The sequence below is a fragment of the Paenibacillus sp. S-12 genome, from assembly GCF_030363895.1.
Taxonomy (GTDB): domain Bacteria; phylum Bacillota; class Bacilli; order Paenibacillales; family Paenibacillaceae; genus Paenibacillus_B; species Paenibacillus_B alvei.
Genome location: NZ_JASIUF010000026.1, coordinates 342082 through 354045 on the forward strand (window position 1 = coordinate 342082; position 11964 = coordinate 354045).

Annotated in this window: 11 protein-coding genes; 7 read left to right on the forward strand and 4 right to left on the reverse strand. The window is 48.4% G+C overall.

The window, feature by feature from the left end; genetic code table 11:
* Nucleotides 1-250: 250 nt before the first annotated feature.
* From NO352_RS24215 to NO352_RS24230, 4 genes are all read left to right on the forward strand, one after another.
* Nucleotides 251-1204 carry an ABC transporter ATP-binding protein gene (locus NO352_RS24215; RefSeq protein WP_268620938.1) on the forward strand — a complete coding sequence of 318 codons (954 nt, stop codon included), beginning with the start codon at nt 251-253 and terminating at the stop codon, nt 1202-1204.
* Nucleotides 1201-2031 carry an ABC transporter permease gene (locus tag NO352_RS24220; RefSeq protein ID WP_005543345.1) on the forward strand — a complete coding sequence of 277 codons (831 nt, stop codon included), beginning with the start codon at nt 1201-1203 and terminating at the stop codon, nt 2029-2031. Before NO352_RS24215 ends, NO352_RS24220 begins: the two co-directional genes overlap by 4 nt.
* 165 nt (nt 2032-2196) lie before the next feature.
* Nucleotides 2197-2598, forward strand: a complete 402-nt coding sequence (gene acpS, locus NO352_RS24225) for a holo-ACP synthase (RefSeq protein WP_005543344.1) — start codon at nt 2197-2199, stop codon at nt 2596-2598.
* A 19-nt stretch (nt 2599-2617) separates the two neighbouring features.
* Nucleotides 2618-3565, forward strand: coding sequence for a phosphotransferase enzyme family protein (locus tag NO352_RS24230; RefSeq protein WP_005543342.1), 948 nt, complete (start codon nt 2618-2620; stop codon nt 3563-3565).
* Nucleotides 3566-3905: 340 nt separating this feature from the next.
* Here the strand turns inward: NO352_RS24230 and NO352_RS24235 are convergent, their stop codons facing one another.
* Nucleotides 3906-4022, reverse strand: a complete 117-nt coding sequence (locus NO352_RS24235) for a ribosomal protein L7/L12 (RefSeq protein ID WP_238555729.1) — start codon at nt 4020-4022, stop codon at nt 3906-3908.
* Nucleotides 4023-4161: 139 nt separating this feature from the next.
* A complete protein-coding gene (locus tag NO352_RS24240; protein ID WP_163974427.1) occupies nt 4162-4539 on the reverse strand; it encodes a c-type cytochrome in 378 nt (125 codons plus the stop codon).
* Nucleotides 4540-4743: 204 nt separating this feature from the next.
* On the opposite strand from NO352_RS24240, the gene mutY reads away from it, so the two are divergent.
* The 3 genes from mutY (at nt 4744) to def (ending at nt 9726) form a co-directional block, all read left to right on the forward strand.
* Complete coding sequence (gene mutY / locus NO352_RS24245) at nt 4744-5838, forward strand: A/G-specific adenine glycosylase (protein ID WP_005543339.1); 1095 nt, start codon at nt 4744-4746, stop codon at nt 5836-5838.
* A 241-nt stretch (nt 5839-6079) separates the two neighbouring features.
* A complete protein-coding gene (locus tag NO352_RS24250) occupies nt 6080-8854 on the forward strand; it encodes an endo-beta-N-acetylglucosaminidase (RefSeq protein WP_268593654.1) in 2775 nt (924 codons plus the stop codon).
* Between the two features lie 347 nt (nt 8855-9201).
* A complete protein-coding gene (def, locus tag NO352_RS24255; protein ID WP_171416676.1) occupies nt 9202-9726 on the forward strand; it encodes a peptide deformylase in 525 nt (174 codons plus the stop codon).
* A 456-nt stretch (nt 9727-10182) separates the two neighbouring features.
* Here the strand turns inward: def and NO352_RS24260 are convergent, their stop codons facing one another.
* Together NO352_RS24260 and NO352_RS24265 are read right to left on the reverse strand one after the other, a co-directional pair.
* On the reverse strand, nt 10183-11391 hold the full coding sequence (locus tag NO352_RS24260) for an ROK family protein (protein ID WP_289356961.1): 1209 nt from the start codon (nt 11389-11391) through the stop codon (nt 10183-10185).
* Nucleotides 11384-11920 (reverse strand): chromate transporter, encoded by a 537-nt coding sequence (locus NO352_RS24265; protein ID WP_268598965.1) that lies wholly within the window; start codon nt 11918-11920, stop codon nt 11384-11386. The genes NO352_RS24260 and NO352_RS24265 overlap by 8 nt, the downstream gene beginning before the upstream one ends.
* Nucleotides 11921-11964 lie beyond the last annotated feature (44 nt).

Genomic DNA, 11964 nt, shown 5'->3' on the forward strand with positions numbered 1-11964 from the left:
TTTCTTACCAGCTCCTTAGCAACGAATGTTCATGCAGCGCCCATAATTGTTAACCTATTATATAAATTAAAGGTTAACAAAAGTAACCCCTCATAGCAATGCCCTTGAGGAAGAAAGATCAATTCAGACTAGACTACATCTACAGACGGAGCAGCTTATTCACCTGGAGAACGAATGAAAGATCATTCGGGGGGCGCTTGTTGTCGTAGAGATGATTAGGTATTATTTGACATATGAGGAGGGATGAATCGTGAACCCTGTTATTTACGAACTCGACCATGTGAGTCAAATGTATAAACGCGGCAAGGTAAAAGCAAATATAGATATTTCTTTGCAAGTACAGGACGGAGAAATTTTGGGCGTGCTGGGTCCGAATGGAGCAGGTAAATCGACGTTGATTAAGCAAATGATCGGGCACCTGAAGCCAACGGAAGGAAGGGTGCTATTCAAGGGTATGGATGTATCGCGCCATACGAAGCATGTGGCACAGCAGGTTGCCTATTTTTCGCAGGATCCGCATGTTTTGTCTGCGCTAAAAGCACAAGAAGCGCTGGAGTTTACTGGACGTCTGCGGGGAATGACAAAATCGGAAGCCCTAAGACAGTCAGCGGAGCTGCTGGAGATGATGGGATTGTCTGACTCTCGCCATAAGCAGCTAAAGCATTTGTCTGGCGGGCAACGGCGTATGATTGGCATCGGAACTGCATTGATCGGCCGCCTGCCAATCCTTATTTTCGACGAGCCGACGAATGAATTGGATCCCACGAACCGCCGCCTCGTATGGAATCTAATTAAGGAGCGCAATCGTGAAGGAGCAACCATTATCCTCGTTACACACAACGTGCTTGAGGCAGAGCAGGTAGTGGATCGAGTTGCAGTGGTCAATCATGGACGCTTGCTAGTAATTGATGCGGTTGCGAAGCTGAAGCAGAAGGTCGATCAGCGGCTCAAATTCGAGCTGACCACGGAATTCGGCTGCCGTGAGGCTGCTGAGCAGGCTTTGAGACAATGGGGGCAGCTTCATGTTGATGGCGAGAACCGGCTTCGTTTGCTCGTAGACAAATCAGAAGCGAGCCTTGTGCTTGATTATATTGTTCGTTCTCCTCACTTACCGATCGAAGAGTACGCGGTAAAGCCGCCAAGCTTGGAGGATGTATATTTCCATATAGATCGTCAAGCAGAGCAGGAGGTGCAGAAAGTATGAAATCAGAAGTAGCAAGCAGACCTGATATCGTCAGCCAGTCTGCGGTCAAAGCGGCAGTCCCGTTGGAAGGCACAAGAGGAATTGGTCGGCAATTGACAGAGTTCATGATCCTTACCCGAATTCAATACGCCAACATTCGCGATTCGTGGGCGTGGGTCCTTTTGATGGCAACGGTATTCCCATTTACGACCATGCTTTTCATGATTTCTTTTACAGACAATCCGAGTCATGAAGCGTTGGTTCGAATCGTTGCCGGAAACCTCATCTTCGGTATTATCGTCACGGGGATGAACTCCATGGGGCAGGAGATATCGTGGCAGAAGCATCAAGGTCATTTTACGTACTATTCTTCATTGCCGATATCCAAGCTGAACTTCGTAATCGCCAATATGCTGAAAGGCTTAATGAGTACCCTTCCTTCCTTTGTATTGCTTGCAGCAGTTGGAAAATGGGGGTACGGCATTGATTTTCAAATTACATGGGCGCTGCCGATTGTTGTGTTATTGTCCTTGACCAGTGTTGTCGGCGTAGGCGTAGGTATCGGCTTTTGGTCGCCGAATCATCAACTGACCAATATGCTTGTGCAGGTACTTATGATGTTCGTTACATTTCTGTCGCCTGTCATGGTCGAAATGCATCAGCTTCCATCAATGTTGCAGTGGGCGTCCTATATTTTCCCGACAACCTATGCGGCAGAGGCGATGCGGGGCGTGCTTTTGACAGGCTGGACGACAGATGTCATGCAGAACAGCATCGTATTGCTGGGGTACAGCATTGCATCGATTCTTGCCATCCATTATTTAGTGAAATGGCGTGTCGGAGAATAGGATTCACATGTTGTTCCGCAAGAGGCGCTGACGACCGTTATAGGTTGGGCAGCGCCTCTTGCATGTGATACAATTACCGCATAGATGATGTTGTGTATAGATTTGGAAGTTCATGTTTTGCGATGAATATTAAATCTAGAAGCTGCATGGAAGGAGAGGTTCAGGATGATACATGGATTGGGGCATGACATTATCGAAATCGAGCGTGTAAACAAGCTGCTGCATGATCATATAGGTATACGATTTATTGCTCGCATACTAACAGAGCGGGAACAGGCAGTTTATGCGGCTAAGGGTGGACGTCAGGTTGAATTTGCCGCTGGTCGTTTTGCTGCGAAGGAAGCGATCGTCAAGGCTTTTGGCACAGGTATCGGGGAAGTGATCTCCTTTCAGGATATCGAAATTTTGCCGAATCAGCTTGGCAAGCCGATAGCCCGTCTCAGTAAGGCTGCATGGCAGCGGCTTGGCTTGTCCAGCAGCGAATATCGAATTCACCTCAGCATCTCGCATCAGCCGAGCATTGCGTCGGCACAGGCTATAGTAGAATGGCGTACGTCTGATACATAGTGAAAATGGGGGAGGCAAGATGATGATACAGGAAGAAGTGCTTCTGGAGGTATGCGACTACATTGGATGTGACAGATCGGAGCTGCGTCAAATTGGAGGATATTTTCATAACGTCTTTGAGGCCGCTATAGTGGGGAGTAGTCCCGTTATTGTGAAGGTGTATGAGTATGGCACTCATCATGCAGAGCGAATTCAGTCTGAAGTCGAATGGGTGCAATATCTCCATGAACGCGGCATTTCTGTTGCTCCACCGGTGCTGCTGCGAGGCCAGCTTGTTCATTCTTTGCCGACTCATTTTTTTACTATATATGAAAAAGCCTTAGGCCAGCCTATCCAACACCAGAACGAACAATTGTGGAACGAACGCTTTTTCAAAGATTGGGGAGCAGCTCTAGCGCAGTTGCATACGGCTGCAGAAGCCTATGAAGGGCCTTCTCTTGTACGCCCGCATTGGCATGAGCATGAACTGTACAAGAAGGAGGATCTGCAAGTCGATCCCATTGTACTGGCAAAATGGAAGGAATGCTGCAGATGGATGTCTGAGCAGCCTGTTACCTCAGCCGAATATGGATTAATTCACGGGGATCTTCATCAGAATAATCTTCTCGTCGAACGGAACTCCCCGGTAATCATAGACTTCGGAGACAGCGAGTATCATTGGTACGCCTATGATGTGGCAATTGCCATCTATCATGCAGTCTCCACTGTGCAAGCTCCAGAAGAGAGGCGAAACTTCGCCGAACAGTTCTATCACGCATTGATGGAAGGCTATTCACGATTTCGCTCCACAAACCTAATTACACCACGATTGAATGACTTCATTGATTTTCGACATGTATATTCCTATATATACCATTGTACCTATGCAGATTTCAGCAAGCTAACTGACAAGCAGACCCACTTTTTGAACGATATGAGACAATCCATTGGCGAGCACAAGAGCTACCTAGGATTTATACTTGTATGATTGGAAAAGCGTAGAACTCAAGCATACCAAGCATGCATGATCAGGAACAGAACGTGATGCAGTGCACCAAAGCAATTGTATAACAATGCATAGCAATTATAAAGAATAAATGAAATCGAATTCATTGTGAGCATGATAAGTATCTCGTTTATGGTATTGGCAGGGAGGATGCCGCAGCAGCAGCTAGATTTGCGATGAGCTCTAAACAGGTAGAGGCTGGCCATTCTGATCAATCAGGGCAACAATTGAGAATCAATAGATAAGGGAGCCTCCTTAGGAGCCTCCCTTACTTTATTTTAATTTCATCATGTTATGTATACAAGTAATGCTCTATGCTTTATCATTTCGCTTCAAGATTGTCTACATACTGCTTCGCTTCAACGAGTGACATGCCGAGCACTTCTCTCGCTTTTTTGATGGCGGATACTTTCTTGCCTTCGCGAATAAGCTGTATCACCTCATCGTGAGCGGGGTGGGGAGGCAGGCCTTCTTGGCCTCTTTACTATTATAGTTGAAAATAAAGGCCAATCAAAGCAAAAGACGGCTTTCCGCCGTCTTGTTACATTGCCAAGATATTTCTAGTGCAGAAGTATGAACTACTTTTTGCTGGCGAGCCAATCGGCAATTTTGTCGATCTCTTCCTTTTCCAGACGTCCGCCCTGTGCAGGCATGAGCTTTCCGCCATTTTCAATCGTATTTGCAATTTCATCCTTCGTCAGCTTGCTGCCGATCTTTTGCAGGTTTGACTCTGGCCCCATCATCCCCTGCATCTCAGTGCCGTGACACTGCATGCAATTGTTTTTATATAGCGTGACAACTTCTTCCGGCCCTTCAAGCGCCGCTGATTCTTTGGCATTTCCTGAGCTGCTCTCATTGCCGCCGCTTGCTCCACCGCCGCATCCGGCAAGCAGTCCAAGCAGGGCAATACCAGCGATGATTGGCATGAAGCGTGTGTACATTCGACGTTTTGGCACGAACGATGCCCTCCATTTCTATTGGGACATTTCTTTACTATAAGTATAGAAATTCCAGTACCCCTCCTGCAAGCTCTGATGTGGATTGTTGGCAGAACGTTCACAACTGGCTCCCTTCATGTATAATGGGCAGGGAGACTACGAATATACCATATAGACCTGCTAGAAATTGTATAGAAAAGAGATAAGAGACAGGAGGCCGTCATGGACGAGCAAAAGAGATATTTCAGCCGCGAGCTTCTGCTCTGGTATCGGGCGAATAAGAGGGATCTGCCTTGGCGGCGTCAATCGAATCCCTATTACACATGGGTATCTGAAATTATGCTGCAGCAGACGCGTGTAGAGACAGTAAAGCCGTATTTCGAACGTTTTATCGGGAAATTCCCTACCGTCGAGGCATTGGCGGATGCGCCTGAAGAGGAAGTGCTGAAGGCATGGGAAGGGCTCGGATACTATTCCCGGGCGCGTAATTTACAGGCTGCGGCACGGGAAGTGAAGGAAAAATACAGCGGACAAGTCCCCGATGACAAAGCAAAGGTGTCCGCGTTAAAAGGCATTGGGCCTTATACATCCGGTGCGATTATGAGCATCGCCTTCAATCGGCCGGAGCCGGCCGTGGATGGCAATGTGATGCGGGTGCTGTCGCGTTATTTCCGTCTGCATGACGATATTGCGAAGCCATCTACGCGCGTGCATATGGAGCATTTAGCGCAGGAGCTTATTCCGGAAGGCTGCGCATCGGACTTTAACCAGGCATTGATGGAGCTTGGCGCGTTAGTATGTACGCCGAAATCCCCTTCATGTCTGCTCTGTCCGGTTATGGAGCATTGCGAAGGCCGCATGGCTGGAGAAGAACTCATTCTGCCGATCAAGACAAAAGCCAAGCCGCCGAAACCGGAGCTGCGATATGCAGTATTGATCGAGGGTACAGGGGAGCATGAGGGCAAGGTGCTCGTGCGTCAGCGGCCGGATACCGGTTTGCTGGCGAAAATGTGGGAGCTGCCTCATATTCTTGTGCCGAAGCAGGTGGGCATTGTCGGGATGAGCGACACAGAGTCGTTCGCGATTCTGCATCATTCTTTGTTGGCAGAAGGGTTAGACGTTGTGCCGATTGAGCATTGGATGGACGCAGAGCATACGTTCAGCCACATCCATTGGCAGATGCGCGTATATCGCTGTACTCTGCGTAGCTTGAAGCCGAAGGACAATACAGTATATACATGGGCGGGCCCGGAAGAGATGGAGGAACTTGCTTTTCCGAATGTATTCGTCCGATTGTTAAAAAATCGCTTTCAGTAATCCATTTAGTTACTTTCGTGGCATATATTCTGGTGTAAATATTAAAGATTTACTAGACAAATTAAAGGGTGCTTGCCGTTTAGGCGGAAGTTCCCTTTTTTTCTATTTCGTAAACGTTTACAATGGTCACGACGACATTGTGGAAGCGTTACCAAAGTTAGGAGATACTTCGGATACGCTCGTTGAGACATTGGATTTGTCGACATCAAGAGAAAGATCGTCACTTTGGAGGGGATTCTAAATGAAACGATTGAAACCGACTATACTTTCCCGAGGTCAGATAAAACGCAAATTTGCCTTGATGCTCAGCACGGCGATGATCGCCGGGTCGCTTGTAGGCTTTGCAGGTCAGGCGGAGGCTGCGCAGCCGCTTTCCTCATACTGGTATCCGAATACGCTCTTGTCGTGGTCGGCACAGACTGACAAGGATGCGGCATTCAACCGCAGCTCTGTAAAGCTGGACACTTCCCGTGTGCAGGGAGCGAAGGTGAACCCGAATGCGAAGACAGACGCGAAAGTTATGGCGCTTGCTTCGATGTACAAAAATACGAGCGGTGCGCCATCGCAAGGCAATGACAACTTCCATGGCTATGCGTTCAGCTACTGGCAGTATGTAGACAAGCTGATTATGTGGGGCGGCTCTGCCGGGGAAGGCTTGATCGTTCCTCCGAGTGCGGACGTAATTGATGCAGCGCACAAGAATGGTGTACCGGTATATGGCACTGTATTTCTTCCACAAAAGGAGCACGGCGGAAAAATCGAATGGATGCGTGATCTGATCCAGCAGCGTGAGGACGGAACATTCCCGGTTGCAGATAAGCTGATTGAAGTTGCAAAATATTATGGCTTCGATGGCTGGTTCATTAACCAGGAGACACAGGGCGGCACACCGGAAGATGCGCAGAACATGCAGAAGTTTTTGAAATATTTGCAGAAAATTAAGCCTTCTAATATGGAAATTATCTGGTATGACTCCATGGTGAAGGATGGTCCTGTGAAGTGGCAAGGTGGACTGACGGACAATAATAAAATGTTCTTCCAAGACGGGGAAGAGCGCGTAGCGGACAATATGTTCATCGATTTCCGTTGGCAGTTCAAGAAGGAAGGCAAGTATGATTTCATAACGCCATTCCAGAACTCGCCGAAGATAGCTGAGCAATTGAAGCGGGATCGCCATGAATTGTTTGCGGGCATGGACTTGGAAGGCGGCGGCGGATATCAAGGCGAGTACAACTTCCCGGTATTGTTCCCGGAAGGACAGGATGCGGTGACATCGCTTGGTTTGTATCGCCCGGACTGGGCGTTCAATACGACAAAGACGAATGATGAATTCATGCAAAAGGAGCAGCGTCTATGGGTAGGCGACAGCCTCGATCCTTCCAAGACGAAGGCCAATGATTGGGCTTGGCGCGGCATTGCGCATGATATCGTAGATAAGACGGTCATTACGAAATCGGATTTCGTGACGCATTTCAATACGGGTAACGGAACGCAGTTCAGCGTGTTCGGCAAGAAGGTTCGCGACCGTGAATGGTTTAACCGCAGTTTGCAGGACATTTTACCGACTTGGCGCTGGATGGTGGATGAATCAGGTCAGAAGATTGCACCTAGTTTCGACTTCACGGATTCCTTCTATGGCGGCAGTTCCTTGAAGCTTCAAGGCAAGGTTGCAGAAGGCGCATCCTCCAATGTGAAGCTGTACAAGACGGATGTAAAGGCAACTTCTACTTTGCAAATGTCGCTTACATATCGGTCAAACGATCCGAAATCTGCTAATTTGAACATTGGCGTTGCGTTTGAGGGAGCACCGGATACGTATACATTCGTGAAGCCTTCTACAACGAAGGCTGCTGGCGCGAAGGGCGACTGGACTCAGGCTACCTATGACTTGAGCCCATATGCTGGCAAAAAAATCGTTGGCGTATCCATTCAAGTAGAGGGCAAGGTCAATGACAATCTATACGAAGCGAATGTAGGAGAGCTTACAATTCGTGATCAGAATGACAAGGCGCCTGCTCTCGGTCAAGTATCAGATGTTCGTGTGATCGAAAATGACGTTCGCGACGGCATTTATGCAGATGCTCGCTTGACATGGACAGCGCTTGGCGATGATGTGCAGTACTATCAAGTGTATCGCGTGAAGCCGGACGGCTCCCGTGAGTTCATGGGCGCAACAGGCAACAATTATTACTATGTGTCTGAAATGAAGCGCAACGGTATGGAGGAGACGACACAACTGGCAGTTGTTCCTGTGAACCGTCACTATGAAGAAGGACGAATGGCAATGACTTCGTTCGATTGGCCTGAATACCCGTCCCCTAAGGCAGACTTCGAGGCCGATAAGACGTTCGTGGCGCCAGGGGAAGAAGTTCAGTTGACGGATAAATCCTCTGAAGTGACAACAGAATGGGAATGGAGCTTCCCGGGAGGAACACCTGAAACGAGCAAGGAACGCAATCCGAAGGTAAGCTTCGCGAAAGAAGGCACGTACGAAGTGAAGTTGATCGCGAAAAACGCGGTCGGTGAAGATGTGATGACGAAGTCGCAGCTTATTACGGTATCGAAGGATGCAGCTTTCCGTGCTGAGGACTTGGCCAAGGGTGCAAAAACGGAAGCATCCAGCTTCGTTAATGATAGTGAGGCGCCCCAGTTCGCCGTTGATGGCGAAATGCATACAAAATGGTGTGCTGTCGGCGATGAAAAGCATTGGCTGAAGGTTGATTTGGGCAAGGAGTACGATGTAACGCAATTTATCGTGCACCATGCGGAAGCAGGCGGTGAATCCGCTTCCTTCAACACACGCGCATTTACGATCCAACTCAGCACAGACGGCGAGAATTGGACGGATGCTGTGAAGGTAACGGACAACGAGAAGGGTACATCCAAGCATGCGATTGCCAAAACAAAAGCACGCTATGCACGCCTTAACGTAGAGAAAGCAACACAAGGCGGAGATACAGCAGCTCGTATTTACGGCTTCGAGGTGCAAGGCATTAAGAATGTGTCTGCCCAATAATAGGTGTCAAAGATTTAATCGAGTCTTCCGACTCCCGCCGACTTTGGTCGGTGGGAAGTTGGGAGGCTTTTTTTATGCCATGTTTGTTTGATTTATCAAGGCACTGGGCAGGAATGTAATTGGGTTAAAATATAATAACGTTTCATTTATGTTATATTGATTATATTCTGATTATCATGTACTTTGATGAACAGCGTAAAATGAAGCGAGAAGCATCACATAAATAAGAATTGAAAGAGCAACTAATCGAAAATGGATCGCAGCACAACGAGGTGTGCAGGCGATGCACTCTATCGAATCGATTAGCTTGATTAATGAAATGACAGAGGATAAAGGGGCGACATGAAATGGCTGAGCGTATTATTCTTCCTTTCGGAGATCCGATATTGCGCAAAAAGTGCAAGCCGGTAACGGAGCTGAATGCACGCACGATATCGCTGCTGAATGATATGAAGGATACTTTATATGCGAAGAAGGGGAGAGCGGGACTCGCTGCACCCCAGATCGGGATTTTGCGTCGTGTCATCGTCATGGACGTTGGAGATGGCTTGATCGAACTGATTAACCCTGAGGTGGTAGAGACGGCCGGCGAGCAAGAAGGGATGGAAGCCTGCTTGTCCTATCCTGGATACTACGGCAGAGTAAAGCGATACCAGTATATTAGAATAACAACGATGAACCGAGACGGTGAGACCGTTACTTTAGAAGGCGAAGATTTCCTCGCACGCTGCATCCAGCATGAAATGGATCATTTGGACGGCGTGCTGTTCATTGATCGGGTCGAGGATGACTATCTTGTTCATGGAGCGAATCATCAGCATTTGCCGCTGCTCCATGCATTAAAGCTGGCATCACCCGAACAGCATGCCTAAGGGGATCGTTCATGCATTTCAAATATCGGCAAGCAACTCATCGATTAAACTCATTGCCGAAGTATGCACGTTGGATAACGAGTACTATGTAAGGTGTCTTTCATTATTGAAGCGGCGGGGTTATATATAAAGAAGCACGGAAGGGTTGAGGTGAGGATGGTGCGGGAGCACTGTCCTTTTTTCGTACATACGGGGATTTCCGACCGTAACCCATTATTCAATCCGTTCCTATACATGGGAAATTTGAAGCTGGGATAGAAGTTGGCAGCAGCCCCACTATAGAAGCGGAACATCGCTCTTGTATCGTTCTTGCAAGCTGCTAGCGATAGAGCAAGGCTTGCTGCTCCGTTCAAGGTGAATGGTGAAATGAACCTTTGCAAGAGCAGCAAGGATGAATTAACTATTTAGTCCGCATCAGCTTTGGGAGAGTATCTTATATACCTGCCGCAAGTCTTCTTATGCAGTAATTTTATCGAGTATCATCAAGGCCGCACCGATGGCCAGCGCCTCATCGCCATAGCTGCCCTTGCTGAATACGACCTGATATTGCGGATAATGATAGGTTTTGCGAATCGCAGTTTGCGTTGCAGTATAGAAAAATAAATCATTCGCGCTCATGAGCGGCCCGCCTAATACCACCTTCTCCGGATGGAGTATATTGAGCAGGTTCGCAAGCCCGATGCCGAAATAAGTAGCCGCCTGCGTAACGATCTCTGTGGCAAGCGGATCACGCCGCTGCAAAGCCTCCATAATATGTGCATAGGTGACAGTGTTCCCTGAACCGGCTATTTGCTCAAGCAGACTGCGGCGGCCCATACGGATGAGCGCATTCGCTTCCCGTTCGATGGCATATATAGTGGCATAGGACTCCAGACAGCCGTAGTTGCCGTCTCCAGTACGAGGGGGAATGCCATCAGCCTGAATGATCATTTGTCCAAGCGAGCCTTCCATATCGACAGCACCGTAAATAAGCTTCCCTTCAGACATCATTGCAGAGCGCAGTCCAATGCCAACATGCACATACAGCATATGCTGTACATCTCTGGAACGATTGGCCCATGCTTCTGCCTTTATCGCTGTATTTGCTCCATTATCGAGCATAATGGGGATGTTCAATTGACGTTCCAGTTCACTGACAATAGAGACATTCTCCCAGCCTGAAGACGGGAAGAAGCTTGGCTGCAGAATCGTTCCTGCAAATCGATCCAGCGGACCGACAGCGCCAATGCCAAGACCGATAATTTTGTCCGTGCTGAGCTTATGCGTACTCATCCATTGCTTAATCTGCTTCGTTACTTCCACTATTACATATTCCGGCGTCATATGGGCAGTCATAGGCCATTCCGCCGTGTCGATTTTGTTTCCTGCTGCATTGATCATGACAAGACGGGAAGAGGTGCGGGAAATATCCAGACCGAAGGCATATCCGTAGTCAGGAACGACACGGTACAGAATGGGTCTGCGCCCGCCGGTAGAAGCACCGAAGCCGCACTCCGCGATTAACCCGAGCGCAGTCAGTTCCTCCAGTACACGCGTCAGCGTACTAACGGTAAGCCCGCTGTACTGAAGTAAATCCAGCTTTGATATTTCATCAGTGCGTCGGATGAATTGAAATACTTCCTTCGCTTTGGAGGAAGCGATATGTTGTTCCAAAGATTTATCCATAAATAACAATCCCCGCTATTCCTGACAATAGAATGACGGCTATTGGATGGAGCTTCAACTTCATCAGCGCAAGCAGCGCGCAAGCGAAAATTGCGACTGGAAGAAGTGAAGACAATGTCCACGTTGCTGCAAGCCCGGAAGGCATCGCCATATTGACCGCTGCGTAAGCGATCAAGGCAATTACGGCTGGCTTCATGCCGTCAAGTGCAGACTGCACCCAATGATTATCATACACGCGGTAGAAAATAGTGGCAATAAGCAGCATGATGATGGCCGAAGGCAAGACTACGCCAAGCGATGCGACGATGCTGCCGATCCAGCCTGATGCAGTATACCCCACGTATACAGCACTGTTCATGGCAATGGGTCCGGGAGCCATGCCGGCAAGCGCGATAGCCTCGGTATATTGTTCGGCTGTCATCCATTGATGGGACAATGCCTCATGCTCAATGACGGGCAGCATCGCATAACCGCCGCCGAAGGAGACGAATCCGAGTTTAAAAAAAGTCCAAAATAATTCCCATAGCATGGTGCATCCTTCCTTCTCGTTCGAATATGGGAGGCTGATACAGC

What these genes read in the sequence shown, in the direction of transcription:
- NO352_RS24220 (WP_005543345.1), top strand. Translation starts at nt 1,201, where the DNA reads ATGAAATCAGAAGTAGCAAGCAGACCTGATATCGTCAGCCAGTCTGCG.
- acpS (WP_005543344.1), top strand. Translation starts at nt 2,197, where the DNA reads ATGATACATGGATTGGGGCATGACATTATCGAAATCGAGCGTGTAAAC.
- NO352_RS24230 (WP_005543342.1), top strand. Translation starts at nt 2,618, where the DNA reads ATGATGATACAGGAAGAAGTGCTTCTGGAGGTATGCGACTACATTGGA.
- mutY (WP_005543339.1), top strand. Translation starts at nt 4,744, where the DNA reads ATGGACGAGCAAAAGAGATATTTCAGCCGCGAGCTTCTGCTCTGGTAT.
- NO352_RS24250 (WP_268593654.1), top strand. Translation starts at nt 6,080, where the DNA reads ATGAAACGATTGAAACCGACTATACTTTCCCGAGGTCAGATAAAACGC.
- def (WP_171416676.1), top strand. Translation starts at nt 9,202, where the DNA reads ATGGCTGAGCGTATTATTCTTCCTTTCGGAGATCCGATATTGCGCAAA.
- NO352_RS24260 (WP_289356961.1), bottom strand. Translation starts at nt 11,391, where the DNA reads ATGGATAAATCTTTGGAACAACATATCGCTTCCTCCAAAGCGAAGGAA.
- NO352_RS24265 (WP_268598965.1), bottom strand. Translation starts at nt 11,920, where the DNA reads ATGCTATGGGAATTATTTTGGACTTTTTTTAAACTCGGATTCGTCTCC.